This is a genomic window from Ferrovibrio sp. (genome assembly GCF_046297895.1).
Taxonomy (GTDB): domain Bacteria; phylum Pseudomonadota; class Alphaproteobacteria; order Ferrovibrionales; family Ferrovibrionaceae; genus Ferrovibrio.
Window position 1 is genome coordinate 117,548 of the sequence record NZ_JBKBHC010000007.1, and the last position, 19,713, is coordinate 137,260.

Sequence of the window (19,713 nt, forward strand, 5' to 3'; positions counted from 1 at the left end):
CATGCGTCGTATCGTGCTGATCCTGCTGCTGGTGGTTCTGGCCGGCGGCGCCGGTGGCTGGTGGTATCTGCAGCAGCGCCGCGCCGCGCTGCCGGCGGGCTTTGCTGCCGGCAATGGCCGCATCGAGGCCAACGAAATCGACATCGCCACCAAATATGCCGCCCGCGTGCTGGAAGTGGGCGTCGAGGAAGGCGATCTGGTGCAGGCCGGCCAGGTGATCGCAAAACTCGACACCCGTGAGCTGGAAGCGCAGCTGCGTTCGGCGGAGGCCCAGATCGCTCAGGCGCAGCAGTCGCGCAACCAGGTGCTGGCCGAGATCAACCAGCGCCAGAGCGAGCTTTTCCTCGCCGACAAGGAACTGCAGCGCGCGCTGGTGCTGTCGGGCAAGAATTTCGTCTCCGAGCAGAAAGTCGACCAGCAGCGCAACATCCGCCGCACGGCGGAAGCCGCTCTGGCGGCGGCGGAAAGCAAACTCGGTGCCGCCGATGCGGCGATCCGCGTGGCGGAGGCCGAGGCCGAACGCATCCGCGACCTGCTGAAGGACGGCGTCCTCACTGCGCCGCGCGCGGGCCGCATCCTGTTTCGCCTGGCCGAGGCCGGCGAGGTGCTGGGCGCCGGCGGCAAGGTCGCCACCCTGCTCGATCTTTCCGATGTCTACATGACCTTCTTCCTGCCATCCGAAGCGGCTGGCCGCGTGGCCATCGGCGCCGAGGCGCGGCTGCTGCTGGATGCCGCCAGCACCCGCGCGGTGCCGGCACGGGTGTCGTTCGTGTCCTCGCGGGCGCAGTTTACGCCCAATCAGGTGGAGACGCGCAGCGAACGAGAGCGCATGATGTTTCGTATCAAGGCGCGCGTGCCGCAGAGCCTGGTGCAGGAATATCTGGAGCAGGTGAAGACCGGCCTGACCGGCATGGCCTATGTGCGGCTGGACGCCAGTGCTGCCTGGCCATCCTGGCTCGACTCTGACCTGACGGCGAAAGTCGCAACCCAAGCGGCGCAATGAATGCCGGCGACCCGCTTGGCGGTCTGAGCATCGCCCATGTCAGCCATCGCTACGGCAAGGCCGTCGCGCTGGAGGATGTAAGCATCGACCTGGCGCCGGGCGCGGCGCTGGCGCTGGTTGGTCCCGATGGCGTGGGCAAATCGACCCTGCTGGCCCTGGCGGCGGGCGCCAAGAAGCTGCAGCAGGGCCGCATCGTGGCGCTCGGCGCCGATTATGCCAGCCGCCGCGCGCGCGAGGCCGTGCAGCCGCGCATCGCCTACATGCCGCAGGGCCTGGGCCGCAATCTCTACGCCAACCTGACGGTGACGGAGAACGTCGCCTTCTTCGCCCGCCTGTTCGGCCATGACCATGCCGAACGCGAACGCCGCATCCCCGTATTGCTTGAGGCCACTGGCTTGGCACCCTTTGCCGACCGGCCGATGCACAAGCTATCGGGCGGCATGAAGCAGAAGCTGGGCCTGTGCTGCGCGCTGGTGCACGATCCCGATCTGCTGATCCTGGACGAGCCCACCACCGGCGTCGATCCGCTGTCGCGCCGGCAGTTCTGGGACCTGATCGAGACCATCCGCCAGAGCCGGCCGCAGCTGGCCCTGCTGGTCGCCACCTCCACCATGGACGAGGCCGAACGTTTCAGCCATGTGATCATGCTGGACCGGGGTCGCATCCTGGCCGCCGGCAGTCCGGCCGAGCTGAAGGCGCAGAGCGGCACGCAGAGCCTAGAGCAGGCCTTCATCGCCTTGCTGCCCAAAGACCGCCGCGGCGGACTAGATGGCGAGCCGGCCCTGCCGCCACCACGTTTCGGCGAGACGGAAGAACCGGTGATCGCGGCCAAGGGCCTGACGCGCCGCTTCGGCGATTTCACCGCCGTGGATCATGTCGATCTGGCGATCCGGCGCGGCGAGATTTTCGGTTTCCTCGGCTCCAATGGCTGCGGCAAGACCACGACGATGAAGATGCTCACCGGCCTGCTGCCGGCCACGGAGGGCGAGGGTTTCCTGTTTGGTCGGCCGGTGTCGGCCGGGGATTTTTCCATCCGCCGCCGCATCGGCTACATGGCACAGAGCTTTTCGCTCTATGGCGAGCTGACGGTGCGGCAGAACCTGATGCTGCACGCGGCGCTTTATGGCCTGGACAATGCGCGCGTGCTGGCGCGCTGCAAGGAAATGGTGCGGCATTTCGATCTGGCCGACCATCTGGATTCCATAGCCGACACCCTGCCGATGGGCGTGCGCCAGCGGCTGTCGCTGGCCGTGGCCATCATTCACGAGCCCGAGATCCTGATCCTGGACGAACCCACCTCGGGCGTCGATCCGGTGGCGCGCGAAAGCTTCTGGCGCGAATTGCAGCGGCTGGCGCGCGAACAGGGCGTCACCATCTTCATCTCCACCCACTACATGATGGAAGCCACGCGCTGCGATCGTGTCGCATTCATGCATGCCGGCCGCGTGATCGCCACCGGCGCGCCGGCGGAACTGCAGCAGGCCCAGAACGCCGCCAGCCTGGAAGAGGCCTTCATCGCCTATATGGAGCTGGGCGGTCGCAGCGTGGAGGAGGCCGCGCCCGCGATCATGGCCGCGGAGACCGAAATGCCGGCCGCGCCGCGCGGATGGTTCTCGGGACGGCGCCTGCGCGCCTATGCCTGGCGCGAAAGCATCGAATTGCTGCGCGATCCGATCCGCCTGGCCTTCGCGCTGTTTGGCACCGTGATCCTGATGCTGGTGTTCGGCTTCGGCATCACCTTCGATGTCGACAACGTCACCTTCTCGGTGCTGGACCATGACCGCACGCCGGAAAGCCGCGCCTATGTGGAGACCTATTCCGGTTCGTCGTATTTCAAACGCGAGGCCGATGCGCCTGACGAGGACGCGCTGGTGCGGCGCCTGCGCGGCAATGCGATCGCGCTGGCCATCGAAATCCCGCCCAATTTCGGTGCCGACCTGCGGCGCGGCCGTGCGCCGGAGGTATCGGTCTGGATCGATGGCGGCATGCCGTTCCGCGCCGAGACCATCGAGGGTTATGTGAATGGCGCCCATGCCAGCTTCCTGGCCGAACTGGCGCGCCAGCAGGGCATCAGCGTGAGCCGGCCGGCCAGCCTGGTGATGCGCTATCGCTACAACCAGGCTTTCCGCAGCATCGACGCCATGGTGCCGGCCCTGTTTGCCATGATGCTGATGCTGATCCCGGCGATCCTTGCCACGCTGGGCGTTGTGTCGGAGCGCGAGCGCGGCTCGATCATCAATCTGTATGTCACGCCGGTGCGCAAGCTGGAATTCCTGCTGGGCAAGCAGGCGCCCTATGTGGCGCTGGCCTATGTGAACGTGCTGGTGCTGACCGGGATGGCGGTGTTCGTGTTCGGGGTACCGCTGAAAGGCAGCCTGCTGGGCCTGCTGCTCGGCGGTTTTTTCTACGTTCTGGCCAGCACCGGCATTGGCATGGTGACTTCGTCCTTCACCCGCAGCCAGGTGGCGGCCCTGTTCGGCACCGCCGTGCTGACCATCATGCCGGCCGTGCATTTCTCCGGCCTGATGCAGCCGGTCTCCACCCTGCAGGGCGGCGCACGGGTGATCGGTTCCAGCTTTCCGGCCACCTATTTCCTGCGCACCAGCGTGGGCGCCTTCACCAAGGGGCTGGGGCTGGTTGACCTGATGCCCTTCATCCTGGCCACCGCCGCCTTCTGGCCCGTCCTGCTGGCGTTGGCCTGGCTGTTCCTGCGCAAGCAGGAGGTCTGAGCATGCTGAGCCTGCGCAACATCTGGCAGCTCTGCCGCAAGGAAATCACCAGCCTGCTGCGCGACCGCGTGCTGTTTGTCTTCATGATCTATGCCTGCACGCTGATGGTCTATGCCCAGGCCACCGGCACGTCGCACGACCTGGTGCGGGCGTCGCTGGGCGTGGTGGACGAGGATCGTTCGGCCCTGTCCCAGCGCATCGTCGACGCTTTCCGGCCACCGCGTTTCCAGGCCCCGGTGATGGTGGCGCCGCAGGAAGTGGATCGCGCCATGGATCACGCGCGCTACACCTTCGTGCTGAACATCCCGCCCGATTTCCAGGCCGATGTGCTGGCCGGTCGCAGCCCGGAGATCCAGCTTCTGATCGACGCCACCGCCGTGATGCAGGCTGGCATCGGTGGCAATTATATCAACTCCATCGTCAGCGACGAGATTGGCCGCTTCCTGCGGCGCGATGCTGCCGCCGCCGGCAATGATGCCGTGGAGCTGAAGCTGCGGGTCGCCTTCAACCAGACGCTGGAATCCACCTGGTTCACCGGCGCCATGGCTCTGCTGCAGGTGCTGAACATGCTGGCCATCCTGCTGACCGGGGCGGCGCTGATGCGCGAGCGCGAACACGGCACGCTGGAGCATCTGCTGGTCATGCCGGTGCGCGCCAGCGAGATCATGCTGGCCAAGATCGTTGCCAATGGCGGCGTGATCATGGCGATGTCGCTGGTGTCGCTGTTCGTGGTGCTGCAGGCCCTGCTGGGCCTGCGGGTGGCCGGATCGGTGCTGCTGTTCTATGCCGGCACGGCGATCTACCTGTTCTTCGCCGCCGCCCTGGGGATTTTCCTCGCCACCCTGGCGCGCACCATGGCGCAGTTCGCCCTGCTGTTCATGCTGGTGCAGATGCCGATGCAGCTTTTATCGGGCGCCTTTACGCCGCTGGAGGCGATGCCCGACTGGCTGCAGATGGCGGTGCAACTGCTGCCGACCAAGCATTACGTGGCGCTGACCCAGGCGATCCTGTCGCGCGGGGCCGGGCTAGATGTGGTGTGGCCGGAATTCCTGGCGATCCTGGCCATGGGCGCGGCCGCCTTTGCCTTCAGCCTGATGCGTTTCCGCGACTTCCTCAGCCAGCAGCAGTAAACGTCAGTCGAGCGCCAGCCAGTGCAGGCTGAACAGGTCATCCGGATCGGTCCACACTGCGGCGGGGCGGAAGCCGGCCTGCTCCGCCAGTCTGTGGAAACCGCCCAGGGTGTATTTGTAGGAATTCTCGGTATGGATGGATTCGCCGGCGGCGAAATCGTAGCGCCGGCCGCCGATGCGCACGCTCTGCGCCGCCAGACTGACCAGGTGCATTTCGATGCGCCGGCGCTGCGGCTGGTAGAAGGCGTAATGGGCAAAGCGTTCGAGCACGAAATCGCCGCCGAGCTCGCGGTTGATGCGCCGAAGCAGGTTGAGGTTGAAGGCGGCCGTCACGCCGGCGGCATCGTTGTAGGCGGCATGCAGCAGCCCGGGCTCTTTCACCAGGTCGACGCCGATCAGCAGGCCGCCGTTGCCCGTGTTGCCTTCGCCCAGCATGCGGGCCGCGCTGCGCAGGAAGCCCAGCGCTTCCTCGGGCGTGAAATTGCCGATTGTCGAGCCGGGAAAAAAGCCGGCCCGGCCGCGCGAACCGGGCAGGCGCGCGGGCAGAACCAGGTCGGGCGCGGTGAAATCGCCAGCCATCACGCGCACCCGCAGGCCGGGATGGTCGCGCATCAGGGCCGCCGCCGCGTCGCTTAAATGCGCACCGGAAATGTCGATGGGCAGGAAGCCGCGCGGCCTGTCCAGCGCATCCAGCAGCAGGCGGATCTTCACCAGCGCGCCTGCGCCGAATTCGACGATCTCGGCCTCGGGCCCGATCAGTCCGGCCATCTCGCGGCCATGGCGGCGCAACAGCCCGATCTCGGTGCGCGTCGGATAGTATTCCGGCAGCATGCAGATCTGCTCGAAGAGTTCCGAGCCGCGCCGGTCGTAGAAGTATTTCGCCGGCAGGCTTTTCCGTGCAGCCGACAGGCCGGCCTGCACATCGGCGGCAAAAGCGCGGAGGGCTGGATCGGGCGGCGCCGGCTCGCGGCGTTGCAGGATGATATGGTTCATAGATCCTCCGCCAGCCGGATGCCGGAAAACTGCCAGCGCGCCGCCGGCGGGAAGAAATTGCGGTAGCTGGGCCGGATATGGCCATGCGGCGTGGCGCAGGAGCCGCCGCGCAGCACGATCTGCCCTACCATGAACTTGCCGTTATATTCGCCGATGGCGCCGGCCGCCGGTTTGAAGCCGGGATAGGGCTCGTAGCCCGAACGTGTCCATTCCCACACCTCGCCGTAACCGCGCAGCTTTGCATCGCCACCATCCAGCAGGGCACGCGGATGGGGATGCTGGCGGTCGAGGAAACCGCCGGTGTGTTCGGCACGGCCCGAAACCGCGGCATGTTCCCATTCGGCCTCGGTCGGCAGGCGCTTGCCGGCCCAGGCGGCGTAGGCGGCGGCCTCGTAGAACGAGACATGGCAGACCGGTTCGGCCGGATCGACGGCGCGCCGGCCGAGCAGGGTGAAGACCTGCCAGCTGTCGCGATGGGGATCGCGCGACCAGTAGAGCGGTGCCTGCCAGCCCTCGCGCTGCGCCATCGCCCAGCCATCGGACAGCCAGAAGTCCGGCCGCTCGTAGCCGCCATCGGCCATGAACTCGAGATACTCGCCGCAGGTGACCGGCCGCGTCGCCAGCCGGAAGGGATGCAGCAGCACGCGATGGCGCGGGCCTTCGTTGTCGAAGGCAAAATCCCCGCTGGTTTGACCGGGGCCGTCATGGCCGATCTCGGCGATGCCGCCTTCGAAATCGAGAAATTCCATCGGCGGCGGATCGTGCCGCGTGAAACCCGGCGGCGGCTGATAGGTCGGCGCGAAGGGATGTCTCGAGAAGGCGTGCTTGATGTCGGTGAGCAGCAGTTCCTGATGCTGTTGCTCATGCGCCAGGCCCAGCGCGATCAGCGGCGCGAGCGTGACCAGCAGGGCATCGTCGGCGCAGTCCAGCAGGTCGGTCATCGCCACATCGACATAATGGCGATATTGCGTGACGGTGGCGGCCGTGGGCCGGCTGATCAGACCGCGTTCGGGGCGGGGGTGGCGCGCGCCGATCGCCTCGTAATAGGAATTGAACAGATAACTGAAATGTTCGTCGAAGGCGCAGTAGCCCGGCTTGTGCGGCTGCAGGATGAAGGTTTCGAAAAACCAGGTGACATGGGCGCGATGCCACTTGGTCGGGCTGGCATCGGGCATCGACTGCAGCTGCTGGTCTTCCGGCGACAGCGGCGCGGCCAGCGCTTCGGTCAGTCCGCGCACGGTGTTATAGGACGCCAGCAGCGCGGCGCGCGCGGATTGGCGCCGCGTGCCGCCGCCGTCGAAGCCGGCCTCGATGGTGAGGGCTGCACTCATCGCTCGTTCTGCTCCCCTGCGGCGCCGCGATAATTCTTGATTCAATACTGAGAATTCAACGACTTGCTGCGGCTATGGTTCCGGCATGGTGAAAAGCATGCCCGATATCAAGAAATGATCCCTCGGCGGTGCGGCCCGCTCTTTTGCTCTTTCGGTCAGATAGCTAGCCTACGCCACAGGGCAAGGCGAAAATGTGACGGAACCGACATTTTCTGTCCGCCCGGCAAAAGAGGTCGGGAGGAACCATGACAAAAATGGCAGCAGCGCTGGTCAGCCGCGCCACCGAACTTGCAGCGTCTTTCCGCCAGCGCAGCGCCGAAATCGAGCAGGCGCGCTATCTGCCCAATGATATCGCTGCTGCCATGGCGCAGGCCGGACTGTATCGCGCGGCGCTGCCGCCCGATTGCGGCGGCGCCGGAGTCGATCCCGCCACCTTGCTTGACCTGATCGAGACGATTGCCGGCGGCGATGCGGCGGCCGGCTGGTGCCTGATGATCGGCGCGACCGCGGCGATTTCCGCCGGGCGCCTGCCGGACAAGGTGGTGCGCGAGATATTCGCCGATCCGCTCACCGTCACCGCAGGCGTGTTTGCGCCGATGGGTCGCGCTCTGCCGGAAGACGGCCATTGGCGCGTGCGCGGCTGCTGGGGCTGGGGCAGCGGCACGCGCAACGCGCACTGGATTTTTGCCGGCTGCCTGCTGATGGATGGTCCACCCGATGCCGAGGGCCGGCCGACGCCGCGCCGCCTGCCCAACGGCCAGCCCGACGTGACCATGATGATCCTGCCGGCGAAGGACGTGATCTTCCACGATACCTGGCAGGCCATGGGCCTGTGCGGCACCGGCAGCGGCGATTTCGAGGTGCGCGATCTGCTGATTCCGCACGATCACGCCGTGTCGCTGTTTTCCAGCCCGGTGCTGCGGCCCGGCGTCTGCTTCGCCTTCCCCGTCTTTGCCCTGCTCGGACTGGGCATCGCCGCGGTGGCCTTAGGGATCGCCGGGGGCGCGCTGCGCGATTTCGCCGCGCTGGCCGGCGCGAAAACGCCGCAGGGTTCCAGCCGCCGCCTGGCCGAACGCGCCACCGTGCAGGCCGAGTTCGCCCAGGCCGAGGCATCCGTGCTGGCGGCGCGCAGTCATCTGCATGCCATGGCGGAGGCGGCGATGGCCGAACTGGGTGAGGCGAAACCCGGCAGCACCGTATCGCTGCAGCGGCGCGTGGCTTTGCGCCAGGCGGCGACGCATGCGGCGCATGCCAGCGCCGATGCCGTGAAGCGGCTTTACATTATGGCCGGCGGCTCGGCCGTGTTCACCGCCTCGCCCCTGCAGCGCGCCTTCCGCGACGTGCATGTGACCACGCAGCACATGATGACCGCTCCGGCCACCTGGGAGGTGATCGGCCGCGCGGGCCTGGGCCTGCCGATGGATGACGCGCAGATCTAGCGGGGCGGCCCGCCCCTAAACCGCCCGGGTCGCCTTCATCGCCACGACGAGTTCGGCCGGCGCGGTGACCGGCAGGCCGCAGGTGGGGCCGAGGCAGACATAGGCGGTGGCGGTACCGTCGATCTGCGCCTTGCCGCAGGCGGGATGGTTTTCCGGGATGGGGGCCAGCGGGTCGATCACCTGCACGATCCGGTTGGGTACCGACACGCCATAGGCCGCATCGATCAGTGCCTCGGTGGCGGCGTCGCCGCGCCGGCCGATGATCGCCACCTGCACCGCATTGGCGAACAGGTCGAAGCCGTTCAGGTAGCTGCCCATCGGAAAGAAATTGCGTGCCGCATCGGCCGAGAAGGCATCCAGCAGGTTCTGCGCCCGCTCGCGCCATTCCACGTTGCCGGTCAGGTACCACAGCCGCGCAAACACGCCGACCAGCAGGCCGTTGCCGGCCGGCGTGGCGTTGTCGGCGGCATGGCGCGTGCGTGCCACCAGGTTTTCCGCTTCGCGCGAGGTCAGGAAATAACCGCCATTCACCGCATCGGCATAGTCGGCCTCCACCGTTTCGGCCCAGGCCTGCGCCTGGCGCAGGTAATCCGGGCTGCCGGTGGCCTCATGCAGCGCCAGGGCGGCGCGCATCATCGCAGCGTAATCGTCGAGCAGGCCGGGGAAGACCAGGATGTCGTTGCGCCAGCTGTGGCCCAGCTTGGCTTCGCCCACGCTCATGGTGTTGACGATGAAGGCATAGGCGCGTTCGGCCGCCTCCAGCCATGCGGGCTGGCGATACTGGCGCGACAGTTCGGCCAGGGCTGCGATCATCAGCCCGTTCCAGTCGGCCAGCACCTTGTCGTCCCAGCCCGGCTTCACGCGTGTGTTCCGCACCGCCAGCAGCCTGGCGCGACAGGCGGCCAGTCTGGCTTCCGTGTCGGCATCCTTCAGGTCGGGTTCGAGCGAGCGGCGCAGGATGGTCTTGTGTTCCCAGTTGCCGGCATCCGTCACGTCATAGGCGGCGCAGAACAGCGCGGCATCCTCGGGGCCGAGAATCTGTTCGATCTCGGCCTTCTGCCAGACATAGAACTTGCCTTCCTCGCCTTCCGAGTCCGCATCTTGTGTTGCGGCGAAGGCTCCATCAGCCGTCACCATCTCGCGCAGCAGCCAGCCCACGGTTTCCATCACGCGGTGGCGCAGGAGCGCGTCACCCGTCTCGGCCTCCACCATCGCCATATGCGAAAGAAGCTGGGCGTTGTCGTAGAGCATCTTCTCGAAATGCGGCGCCAGCCATTCCGCGTCGGTGGAATAGCGCGCGAAGCCGCCGCCCAGATGATCGTAGATGCCGCCCTGGGCCATGCGTGCGATCGTGTTGGTCACGGCCCTGGCGTATTCGGGTTCGCCGGTGCGCAGCCAGGCGCGCCACAGCAGGTCGAACAGGCCCACTTGAGGGAATTTCGGCGCGCCGCCCACGCCGCCATGTTCAGGATCGACATGGGTGAGGATCTGCGCCGCCACCTGGTCGAGTACGTCGTTGTTCAGGTTCAGCCGGTCGCGTGATTGCGGCTTGGCCATGTTGCGCAGGCCACCCACCAGCATCTTCACGTTCTGCGCCACCGATTGCGGCTTGTCGCGCCAGGCCTCGAACACCTTCTGCAGCACCTCGACGAAGCCGGGCCGGCCGTAGCGCGGCTCGGGAGGAAAGTATGTGCCGCCCCAGAAGGGCTCGCCCTTGGGCGTGAGGAACATGGTGAGCGGCCAGCCGCCCTGTTCGCCCAGGATGTGCAGGGCATTCATGTAGAGGGTATCGATATCCGGCCGTTCCTCGCGGTCGACCTTGATGTTGACGTACAGATCGTTCATCACCGCGGCGATCTGCGGGTTCTCGAAACTTTCATGGGCCATCACATGGCACCAGTGGCAGGCGGCATAGCCCACGCTGAGCAGGATGGGCTTGTTCAGCGCCTGGGCGGCGGCCAGCACCTGGGGGCTCCAGACCTGCCAGTGGACCGGATTGTCCTTATGCTGCTGCAGGTATGGCGAAGCGGCCCGGTCCAGGTTGTTGCGGTCCAGATTCGCGGTGTTGGTCCCTGACAAGGGGGCGGCGGCCATGCTAGGTATTTGTCCTGCTTCCCGTTTCGGCGTTTCAGACAAGTATGGTGCGACAATGAAGGTCACTGTCAATGTCGATTGCACTCCGGAAGAGGCCCGGCGTTTCCTGGGCCTGCCCGATGTGCAGCCCCTGCAGGAGGCGGTCATGCGCCAGATGCAGGACCGCATGATGAATTCGCTCAGCGCGATGGACCCCGAGACCCTGCTCAAGACCTGGGCGCCGCTGGGACTGCAGAATCTCGAGCAGATCCAGAAATTCTTTTTCAGCCAGTTCCCTGGCGGCGGTTCGGACAAGAAATAAGCGCCATGACTGTATTGCCCAGCGATCCCAAACCCTTCTACCGGGCGCATATCTTCGTCTGCACCAACGAGCGGCCGGAAAACCATCCGCGCGGCTCCTGCGCGCGCAAGGGTGCCGAGAAGCTGCGCAACTACATGAAAACCCGCGCCAAGGAACTGGGGATGGGCCTGGAAGACGGCGTGCGGGTGAACAATGCCGGCTGCCTGGAGCGCTGCGAGCTGGGGCCGACCATCGTGATCTATCCCGACGGCGTGTGGTATCGCGCCGAGACCTTCGAGGATATCGACGAGATCCTTGAGGTGCATGTCCGCCAGGGCGGCCGGGTGGCGCGGCTGATGCTCAAGCCCGAAGACGGACCGGACCATCGCGCCAAGCTGAAGTAAGGATGGGGATGGCCATCCATCTCTCTATCGTCATGCCCGGGTTTGGCCCGGGCATCCACGAGTGTTTTGCGTGTAAAAGTGAGACGTGGATGCCACGGACGAGCCGTGGCATGACGGCTTTGGGGGAATGAACGTCATGACCCCGCAGACCATCTACGCGCTCTCCACCGCGCCCGGCCGCGCCGGCGTCGCCGTGATCCGCATCAGCGGGCCGCAGGCGGGCGATGCCTTGCTGGCCCTGATTGGCGGCGTGTTGCCGCGACCGCGCAGCGCTTCTCTGCGCCGGCTGCGCGCCGAGGATGGCACGCTGCTGGACGAGGGCATGGTGCTGTGGTTTCCGCGCCCGCACAGCTTCACCGGCGAGGATGTGGTGGAGCTGCAGGTGCATGGCGGCCGCGCCGTGCTGGCGGCGCTGTTCGAGGCGCTGGCCAGGCTGCCCGGCCTGCGCCTGGCCGAACCGGGCGAATTCAGCCGCCGGGCGTTTGAGAACGGCAAGCTAGACCTCACCGAGGCCGAGGGCCTGGGCGACCTGATCAATGCCGAGACTGAAGCGCAACGCAAACAGGCTTTGCGCCAGATGCAGGGTGCGCTGGGCCAGCTTTACGAGGGCTGGCGCAACCAGCTCACGCGGGCGCTGGCGCATCTGGAAGCCGATATCGATTTCCCCGACGAGGACCTGCCCGCCGGCGTGGCGGCGGAAGTGATGCCGCAGATTGCGCGCCTGCGCGAGGAGATTGCCGCCCATCTGGCCGACAACCGGCGCGGCGAGCGGCTGCGCGACGGGTTGATGGTGGCGATCCTGGGTGCGCCGAATGTGGGCAAGTCGTCGCTGCTCAATGCGCTCAGCAATCGTGAGGCGGCGATCGTCTCCGAGATTCCCGGCACCACGCGCGACGTGATCGAGGTGCATCTGGATCTGGGCGGCTATCCCGTGATCCTGGCCGATACGGCCGGCCTGCGCGACAGCGCCGACAGAATCGAAAGCGAAGGCGTGGCGCGCGCGCTGAAACGCGCCGAGGCGGCCGACCTGAAACTTGTGGTGCTGGACGCAACGAAAAAGAGCGTACCGAAGGAAACCCTGGCGCTGATCGACACGGATGCCATCGTGGTGGCTAACAAGACCGACGCCGCCAGCATCCCGGCGGGCTACGAGGTCAACGGCCGACCCGTGCTGGGCGTTTCGGTGCGCAACGGCGCGGGCATGAGCGCGCTGCTCGATGCGCTGGAGAAGGACGTGGTAGCGCGCATCGGCATGACTGGCTCGGCCACGCTGACCCGCGCGCGCCACCGCGAGGCGCTGACCGACTGCGTGGCGGCGCTGGATCGTTTCCTCACCGGCAACGGCCGCAACAACCCGGCACCGGAACTCGCCGCCGAGGATGTGCGGCTGGCGGCCCGCGCGCTGGGCCGCATCACCGGCCGCATCGACGTGGAAGACCTGCTGGACGTGATCTTCCGCGACTTCTGCATCGGCAAGTGAGCGGCCTCGGCCGTTTACCGTGTTCCAAAATTTCGCCTGTTTCCCCGCCATCCCGATAGCCAAGCCGCCGCTCGTGTCGGATAGTTGAAGGGCTTTGGGGGAGCTGTCGGATGGCAGAAGCTGGTCGATGATCATTCCCGCCTATGATGTTCAGGGCAGTTCGTGGGACATGACCACCCTGCCGCCCGGGCCGTTGGCCGAGCTGCATGCCTACTGGCAGGGCAAGCGCGCCGGCCGGCCCTGGCCATCGCGGGCCGATATCGATCCGCTCGATATCCCGCTGCTGCTGAAATACCTGCTGCTGATCGAGGTTGAGCGCCTGCAGCCCATGCGCATCCGCTTCCGCCTGGTCGGCACCAATTTTCGCCAGTTCTTCGGCCGCGACCTGACCGGCCTGACCCGCGACGAAGCCGAGCTGAAGGACGGGCCGGAAGGGGGGCTGGCTGCGATGATGGCGGACTGGCGTGAGGTGCTGCAGCGCGGGGAACCGCGCTGGGCCAGCGTGCAGCAGAAGGTGGGGCGCGACGGCCTGGACTGGGTGCGGTTCACCGGCCTGGCCCTGCCGCTGTCGCGCGAGGACACGCCGCATCCGAACCGGGCGGCCGACATGATCATGCTCTGCACGCTTTATCATCCCGACGAAGCGACATCAGGCGGGGCGGCATGAGCGGCGACCTCTTTCCGCAATTCGCCACCGGCCGGCTGCTGCTGCGCGCCTTCAAGCCGGCCGATGAAGCGGCCTTCGCGGCGTTTGCGGTGCGCGAGGATTTCTGGCGTTTCCTGCCCGGGCCGGCGCTGACGCCTGAACTGGTGGCGCGTTTCGTGGCCGCGCGGGTGCGGGATGCCGCCAATCCATCGGGCCGCGACTGGATCTTCGCCGTGGAGGAACAGGCCTTGAGCCGCGCCATCGGCATGGTGCGCTTAAGCATCGCCTCGCCCGAACACCGCCAGGGCAATATCGGCTTTTCGTTTGACGGCAGCTTGCGCGGACGCGGCTATGCCTCGGAGGCGATGCGCGAAATCCTGCGCTTCGGCTTTGCAGACCTGGAGCTGCACCGGATCACGGCGCTGGCCGATGTGGAGAATGCGCGCAGCCATGCGGTGCTGCAGAAACTCGGCTTCCGGCAGGAAGGCCGGCTGCGGCAGAATTTCAACATGCGCGGCGTATGGCGCGACAGCGACCTGTTCGCCTTGCTGCGCAGCGAATGGTCGGCCCCGGCGACCGGCCAGGCCTAAAGCGAACCCTGCTGCGGCCAGCGCGGCACGGGCAGGCTGCCTTCCCCAGAATTACCGTAAATGGGTCGTCCGGTGCGGGGGTCGATCTTGAGCACCCGGTCGCGGCCGTCGCGGGTGCGGTATTCGATCTCGTAGCGCCCATCCTGCCAGTCGATATCCCGGATGAAAGCCATGTCGGGCCGGCTTTCGATCTGGATGATGATCTGCGACAGCGACAGCGACCCGGCCGGCGGGCCATCCGGTTCGTCGAGATTGGGAGGCTCGGCCAGCTTGGGCGGTTCGGGGGCGGGCGTTTGGGCTGCGGGGGCGAGCGGCGCGGGCGTCTGGGCCTGAACTGGCTGGGCAACGGTGCCGCCACCGAGCGCGCCCAGCAGCAGCAATGCGGCAAGCTGGTTCATGACAGCACCTTGTAGGCAGGATGGATCATGCTGCCATGAGGCAGCCCGAATGTGGCGCCGGATGGGCGCAGCCATGGCCTTTTGTAGGAGTTTGCCCGTCAGCCGCTCGGGCCTGGGGCGTCAGCCCGCCGGCGGCAGGGTGGCGGGAGGTCTGGGCAGTGGGCGGACGAGAGCGAGAATCATATCCACGGTCTGGCCGTCGGCGGCCAGCGGCAGGGCAAGGCGGCCGAACCACAGGAAACCGCGGCCGGCGCCGCCAGAGGGGGCGGCGACATAAATCGGCTTGCGCCCGGCGATCAGGCTGCCCAGCGCGGCATCCAGTTTTTCATACAGACCCGGCTGGTGGGTCAGTTCGTCGTAATAACTGCCGGTGCCGTCGGTGCCGCCGGTCATCGCCTCAAGGTCGCTGCCAAACAGGCGCAGGCGGTAGCGCCGCCTGTCGGCATGCTGCTCGATTTCCAGCAGGGCGATGCCGGTCAGCAGGTCGCGCGGAATCTCCAACGGATCGATATCGCGCCGCGCCGGAAGGCGACCGGGTTTCGTCTTGCTGCGCCAGTAGGCATGCAGCCGGGCGAAGGCGGGGTCGCATTCGGCACCGGCGGGCAGCGCCCAGGGGTCGTCATCGGGGTCGGGCAAGGGAATGCGCCTAGCAGATATGCCTAGCAGATATGATAGTCACAAACTGACAAGACGGCGGGGGTTTGCCAAGGTAAAAACCTGGCGCCGGACGCGGCGCGGCGCAAGCGTCATGCCGCTTCGGCAGAGGCCAGGAAGCGCCGTAAAACCTGCGTGAACTCGGCCGGGCGTTCGTCATGCAGGACATGGCCGGCGCCCTCGAAGATAGCTGTTTGAGTGCGCGGATTGAGCGCTGCCATGCGCCGGATTTCATCCGTGGTGACAAAGCGGCTGGTGGTGCCGTGGATCAGCAGGATGGGGCAGCGGATCGCCGCCCAGTCGTCGCTCCAGTCGCCCACCAGGGCGGCGCGGGCCGGCTCGTGCCAGGCATCGGAAAAGCGGAAGCCCCAGCCATCCTCGTATTCCACCAGGCTGTCGAGGAAATAGCGGTCGAGCCCAAAATCCGAGCCGCGCATGTGGTCCAGCAGGGCATCCAGGCTGTCCCACCGAAGCGGCCAGGATTCGCCCGGTCTGGCTGGCCCGAAGCGGCAGCCGATATCCTCCACGATCAGGCCGCGCACCAGATCGGGCCGGCGGGCGGCGAGCTGATAGGCATTCACGCCGCCGAAGGAATGCCCGGTCAGCATCACGGGCCCGCAGGCCAGATGCTCGATCACGGCTGCAGCATCAGCGATGAAGGCATCGCGGCTGCGGTCGTTGGCATGCTCGCTCCAGCCATGGCCGCGCTGGTCCATGCCGACCACGCGCCAGTCGGGCTTGAGCGCATGGGCGAGCGGGGCGTAATTGCGGGCGCAGCCGGCGCGGCCATGCAAGGCCACCACGGTGCGCGCGGCATCGCCGCCGAAATCGACATACGAGAGCTTCACGCCGTCGCGGTGCAGGAAATGCCGCTGGCCCATGGCTGGATGCGCGGGATCAGTAGATGCGCGCGACGCTGTCGCCCAGGCGGATGGTGCCGCCCTCGATCACGCGGGCATAGACGCCGCACTGGGTATGGCCGTAGTGGCCGCGCAGGCCCGAGAGCAGATCGAGATCGGCCTCGGCCGTATCGGGATTTACATGGGTGGCGGCACAACGGCCGATGATCTCGGCCACTTCCAGGATCGCGCCGCCGATCTGCAGGCGCGCGCCGATCCAGTTCATTTCGGCCCAGGCATCGAAGCCGTCCACCAGCAGATTGCCGCGCAGGCGGCGCCAGTCGAGCGGCGCGGGGATGCCCATCTTCGCGCCGATGTCGCGCAAGCTGGCGGTGTTCTGGATCGAAACATAAGGCTCGGGCACATCGGCGAACCAAGCGCCCGGCGCCTCGGCCACGCGAACGCTGCCGCGCGTCTGCGTCTCGCCCATGGCCTGCAGCACCAGCCGTGCCAGCGCGGCGCGGCCTTCCGCCGTGGTCAGGTCGGCATCATCCAGCCGGCCCTCGGATGTTTCCGGATCGGGATCGGCCACGGTGATCTTCGTGCCCGTGGGATCGAAGGCGCAATGCAGGGCGGCCAGTTTCGGATTGCGCACCCAGGTGAGGAAATGTGCCTTCTTCTGGAAGGCCGGCTTCTGCGGATCGAAGGCCGACGCGCCATGGGCCAGCGCAAAGCGGCGGTCGCCGGCAATCGGCTGGTCGGGCGTCAGCGCCGCCTGTTCCAGGGGCTGCGGGCTCAGGCCCTTCACGGGGAAACGGTGGATGCGGGCGAGGGTGGCGTGCGGCTGGGTCATGGCCAGACCATGCGGAACGGCAAAGCCGCGGTCAATGGCGGAATTGCCACCGTATTGTCCCTCCGTATCGCAGGCTTCAGGCTGCCGGCGGCGGCACCCTGGCGAGTACGGCGGCGGCTTTTTCCTCAAGCTGGTCGCGGCTGACCGGCTTGACCAGGAAGGCACTCACCCCCGCCTGGCGCGCCGCCAGCACGTAATCGCGCTCGCCATGGCCGGTGATCATGATGATCGGCAGATCGGCCCGGGTCGACCAGCCCGGGCTGCCGGCCCGAACTTTCCGCACCAGTTCCAGTCCGGTATTGCCCATCATGTTGTAGTCGGTCAGCAGAAGGTTGAACGGCCGCTCGTTCAGCATCTGCAAGGCGTCCTGCACATTGGTCGCCGTCCATATCTGGCTGAAACCAATGCTTTTCAGCATGCGCTGCAGCAGGGTGAGCATTTCCGTCTGGTCGTCGACCACCAGGATGCGATAGATGGCGTAAGCCGGCTTGACGAGCGTCATGATCGGGCCTCCGGGCCAATCAGGGCCGCGATCTTGGCCAGCAGGCGCTCGAGGTCGATCGGCTTTGTATCGTAATCGGCGCAGCCGACAGCCAGGCAGCGCTCGCGGTCGGTAGCCAGTGCGTGGGCCGTCAGTGCAATCACCGGGATGGCCGCCGTGCGCGGATCGGTTTTCAGGCGGCGGGTGGTTTCCATGCCGTCGATACCATCCCCCAGGCCGACATCCATCAGGATCAGGTCGGGCATTTCACGCGGGGCGACATCGAGCGCCGCCTCGCCATCGACGGCTATGCAGACGGAAAAACCCTGCTTGCGTAGGCGGCGCGACAGCATATCGCGATTCATCTCGTTATCCTCGACCAGCAGCAGTTTCGCAGTCATGTCTCCGCCGAAATCCTGTCCGATGGGGTTTCCAGCCTTGCGGGCATGGTGAATTCGAAGGTCGATCCGGCGCCAATGGTCGAAGTCACGGTTATGTCGCCGCCGAGCAGGCGCGCAATCTTGCGGCTCAGTGCAAGGCCAAGGCCGGTGCCGCCATAACGCCGTGCTGTGCTGGCATCGCCGCGATCATATTCGTTGAACACCGCATCCAGTTTTTCCGGCGTGATGCCGACACCGGTATCGCTGACCTTGATGCTGAGCCAATCCATGCCGTCGCGCTCGAACGAGGCGACGCCGAGGACGACCTTGCCCTGGCTGGTGAACTTTCCGGCATTGCTGAGCAGGTTGATGACGATCTGTCGCACTTTGGTCACGTCGGTCCACAGCGCCTTGACGCGGGCCGTGTTCTCGACCGTGAAGCGGTTGCCGTTCTTGGCCATGAGGTTTCGGATCACGGCGGTGACATCGCCCAGCAGGTCGTCCAGCACGACGCGTTCGGACAGCAGCTCCATCTTGCCGGCTTCGATCTTGGAGAGGTCGAGGATGTCGTTGATCAGGGCCAGGATATGCCGGCCGGACGAGCGGATTTTCTGCAGGTCGGCGACAAAGTCGCTCTTGCCGTCGTCCTCGGCTTCCTCCAGCAGGATTTCGGAATAACCGATGATGGCATTCAGCGGCGTGCGCAGTTCGTGGCTCATATTGGCGAGGAAATCGGTCTTGGCATGGGAGGCGCGCTCGGCCTGCTCCTTGGCCTTGGCCAGCGCCTGCTCGATCCGCTTGCGCTCCTCGATGATAACAAAGGCGTTGACCCAGCATTGCAGGCCCTTGTGCATGATCGGCCGGCCCGAAATCTGCGCCCAGAATTTGCTGCCCTTGATGTCATAGAGCTGGGCCTCGTACTCGTCATATGATTCCATGGCCCTGTGTTTCTTCGTCAGGATGGCGTAATCCTCCGGGTTGACGAAGAAGGGCCGATTGCTGTGCGTTCCGTCGCGCAGGGATTCGGCGGTGGGGATGCCGAACAGTTCATAGGCGCGCTGGCTGGCATAGATCGGCCGGTCGCCATTGATGAGGACCAGCGCGAAGGGGGCAGCCTCGATGATCTGCCGCTGCGCCTCGGCGGCTGCTTGCTGGGCCTCGAGCTGTTCGGCCAGCAGGGCCGAGTAGCTTTCCGAGCGTTCGACATATTCAAGGAAATTACGCCAGCTCAAGCGTTGCACAAAGAGGAAGGCACCGCACATCGTGGCCGAGGCCAGTCCCAGGGCGTAGCTCTCCGTCCGGTCGAACAGGATCACGCTGAGCAGCAGCGCAAACAGGATCTGGCCGGCATAGAGCAGGCAGGCCAGCGGCACATAGGAGATCGAGGCGGCGGCGCCGATCACCAGCACAGACATCATGGCGCCATGCAGAGTCTGTTGGGTGGCATTCATCTGCGGAAACATCAGCAGCGTGGCAATCGCCCAGCACAGGCCGAGCAGGGCGGAATGAATGCTGGCGCTGCGGATGCGGCGCTGGCTGACTGTGGTTGGCGGCGGCGCGCCTTTCAGTCGCCACCAGGCCAGAAACAGCGGCACCAGCAGCAGCCCTTCGGTGGCCAGGGGAAGATAGGCCCAGCTGTCGAGCGCAACGCGCGGCGCGTTGAACGCGACCAGGGCGATGATGGTGAGATTGCCGAAAATCGGAAACGGCATCATCCGCACCAGATGGACGCCCTGATGGACCCGAATCCGGTCGGCGTATTTTTCCAGCGTGGAGTTCCCCAGCTGCGCCATGGCCCTGCCCGTTGCGCAATGCACGTTTCCCGCGCGGTTAAGGGAGGACGATAATTTTTGCGCGAAGCGGGGACAATCTGGGTAATGGCCGTATTTTGTTTCCACCTGCGGTGGGGCTGGAAATTTTGCCTTGATGATTTCGAACAAACAAGGTACATATGGACTATAGCCGGGTGTTTCACGTGAAACAGCCGAT

The 19,713-nt window shown here is 66.1% G+C and carries 19 protein-coding genes; 9 read left to right on the forward strand and 10 right to left on the reverse strand.

Annotated features, from left to right (window positions below; translation table 11 throughout):
* The first annotated feature begins 1 nt into the window (after position 1).
* Genes ACK4FK_RS13520 through ACK4FK_RS13530 form a run of 3 tightly spaced genes read left to right on the forward strand, consistent with a single transcriptional unit; the run spans position 2 to position 4,862 of the window.
* Positions 2-1,003 carry an HlyD family secretion protein gene (locus ACK4FK_RS13520; protein ID WP_409745490.1) on the forward strand — a complete coding sequence of 334 codons (1,002 nt, stop codon included), beginning with the start codon at positions 2-4 and terminating at the stop codon, positions 1,001-1,003.
* Positions 1,000-3,732, forward strand: a complete 2,733-nt coding sequence (gene rbbA / locus ACK4FK_RS13525) for a ribosome-associated ATPase/putative transporter RbbA (protein WP_409745491.1) — start codon at positions 1,000-1,002, stop codon at positions 3,730-3,732. Before ACK4FK_RS13520 ends, rbbA begins: the two co-directional genes overlap by 4 nt.
* Before the next feature lie 2 nt (positions 3,733-3,734).
* Positions 3,735-4,862 carry an ABC transporter permease gene (locus ACK4FK_RS13530; protein WP_409745492.1) on the forward strand — a complete coding sequence of 376 codons (1,128 nt, stop codon included), beginning with the start codon at positions 3,735-3,737 and terminating at the stop codon, positions 4,860-4,862.
* Positions 4,863-4,865: 3 nt separating this feature from the next.
* Here the strand turns inward: ACK4FK_RS13530 and egtD are convergent, their stop codons facing one another.
* A complete protein-coding gene (gene egtD, locus ACK4FK_RS13535; protein ID WP_409745493.1) occupies positions 4,866-5,855 on the reverse strand; it encodes an L-histidine N(alpha)-methyltransferase in 990 nt (329 codons plus the stop codon).
* Entirely contained in the window at positions 5,852-7,186 is a 1,335-nt protein-coding gene (gene egtB, locus ACK4FK_RS13540) for an ergothioneine biosynthesis protein EgtB (protein WP_409745494.1), read from the reverse strand. The genes egtD and egtB overlap by 4 nt, the downstream gene beginning before the upstream one ends.
* A 245-nt stretch (positions 7,187-7,431) precedes the next feature.
* On the opposite strand from egtB, the gene ACK4FK_RS13545 reads away from it, so the two are divergent.
* The gene (locus tag ACK4FK_RS13545; RefSeq protein ID WP_409745495.1) at positions 7,432-8,625 is read left to right on the forward strand and encodes an acyl-CoA dehydrogenase family protein; all 1,194 of its coding nucleotides are present in this window, start codon (positions 7,432-7,434) and stop codon (positions 8,623-8,625) included.
* Between the two features lie 15 nt (positions 8,626-8,640).
* On the opposite strand, the gene ACK4FK_RS13550 is transcribed toward ACK4FK_RS13545, so the two are convergent.
* Positions 8,641-10,719 (reverse strand): thioredoxin domain-containing protein, encoded by a 2,079-nt coding sequence (locus ACK4FK_RS13550; protein ID WP_409745496.1) that lies wholly within the window; start codon positions 10,717-10,719, stop codon positions 8,641-8,643.
* A 55-nt stretch (positions 10,720-10,774) separates the two neighbouring features.
* Between ACK4FK_RS13550 and ACK4FK_RS13555 the strand changes: the two genes are divergently transcribed.
* From ACK4FK_RS13555 to ACK4FK_RS13575, 5 genes are all read left to right on the forward strand, one after another.
* Positions 10,775-11,020: a DUF6489 family protein gene (locus ACK4FK_RS13555; protein WP_374301718.1), complete on the forward strand. Its 246-nt coding sequence runs from the start codon at positions 10,775-10,777 to the stop codon at positions 11,018-11,020.
* A 5-nt stretch (positions 11,021-11,025) separates the two neighbouring features.
* The gene (locus ACK4FK_RS13560) at positions 11,026-11,403 is read left to right on the forward strand and encodes a (2Fe-2S) ferredoxin domain-containing protein (RefSeq protein WP_409745497.1); all 378 of its coding nucleotides are present in this window, start codon (positions 11,026-11,028) and stop codon (positions 11,401-11,403) included.
* A gap of 136 nt (positions 11,404-11,539) precedes the next feature.
* A complete protein-coding gene (gene mnmE, locus ACK4FK_RS13565) occupies positions 11,540-12,883 on the forward strand; it encodes a tRNA uridine-5-carboxymethylaminomethyl(34) synthesis GTPase MnmE (protein ID WP_409745498.1) in 1,344 nt (447 codons plus the stop codon).
* Between the two features lie 127 nt (positions 12,884-13,010).
* On the forward strand, positions 13,011-13,550 hold the full coding sequence (locus ACK4FK_RS13570; RefSeq protein WP_409745499.1) for a PAS domain-containing protein: 540 nt from the start codon (positions 13,011-13,013) through the stop codon (positions 13,548-13,550).
* Positions 13,547-14,119 (forward strand): GNAT family N-acetyltransferase, encoded by a 573-nt coding sequence (locus ACK4FK_RS13575; protein WP_409745500.1) that lies wholly within the window; start codon positions 13,547-13,549, stop codon positions 14,117-14,119. The genes ACK4FK_RS13570 and ACK4FK_RS13575 overlap by 4 nt, the downstream gene beginning before the upstream one ends.
* On the opposite strand, the gene ACK4FK_RS13580 is transcribed toward ACK4FK_RS13575, so the two are convergent.
* From ACK4FK_RS13580 to ACK4FK_RS13610, 7 genes are all read right to left on the reverse strand, one after another.
* Positions 14,116-14,517 carry a hypothetical protein gene (locus ACK4FK_RS13580; RefSeq protein ID WP_409745501.1) on the reverse strand — a complete coding sequence of 134 codons (402 nt, stop codon included), beginning with the start codon at positions 14,515-14,517 and terminating at the stop codon, positions 14,116-14,118. The genes ACK4FK_RS13575 and ACK4FK_RS13580 overlap by 4 nt on opposite strands.
* 120 nt (positions 14,518-14,637) lie before the next feature.
* The gene (locus ACK4FK_RS13585; protein ID WP_409745502.1) at positions 14,638-15,153 is read right to left on the reverse strand and encodes a PAS domain-containing protein; all 516 of its coding nucleotides are present in this window, start codon (positions 15,151-15,153) and stop codon (positions 14,638-14,640) included.
* A 110-nt stretch (positions 15,154-15,263) separates the two neighbouring features.
* On the reverse strand, positions 15,264-16,052 hold the full coding sequence (locus ACK4FK_RS13590) for an alpha/beta fold hydrolase (RefSeq protein ID WP_409745503.1): 789 nt from the start codon (positions 16,050-16,052) through the stop codon (positions 15,264-15,266).
* A gap of 16 nt (positions 16,053-16,068) precedes the next feature.
* Positions 16,069-16,863: an MOSC domain-containing protein gene (locus tag ACK4FK_RS13595; protein WP_409745504.1), complete on the reverse strand. Its 795-nt coding sequence runs from the start codon at positions 16,861-16,863 to the stop codon at positions 16,069-16,071.
* Between the two features lie 76 nt (positions 16,864-16,939).
* Positions 16,940-17,365, reverse strand: coding sequence for a response regulator (locus ACK4FK_RS13600; protein ID WP_409745505.1), 426 nt, complete (start codon positions 17,363-17,365; stop codon positions 16,940-16,942).
* Positions 17,362-17,745, reverse strand: coding sequence for a response regulator (locus ACK4FK_RS13605; protein ID WP_409745506.1), 384 nt, complete (start codon positions 17,743-17,745; stop codon positions 17,362-17,364). Before ACK4FK_RS13605 ends, ACK4FK_RS13600 begins: the two co-directional genes overlap by 4 nt.
* On the reverse strand, positions 17,742-19,517 hold the full coding sequence (locus ACK4FK_RS13610; protein ID WP_409745507.1) for a PAS domain-containing sensor histidine kinase: 1,776 nt from the start codon (positions 19,515-19,517) through the stop codon (positions 17,742-17,744). Before ACK4FK_RS13610 ends, ACK4FK_RS13605 begins: the two co-directional genes overlap by 4 nt.
* Positions 19,518-19,713 lie beyond the last annotated feature (196 nt).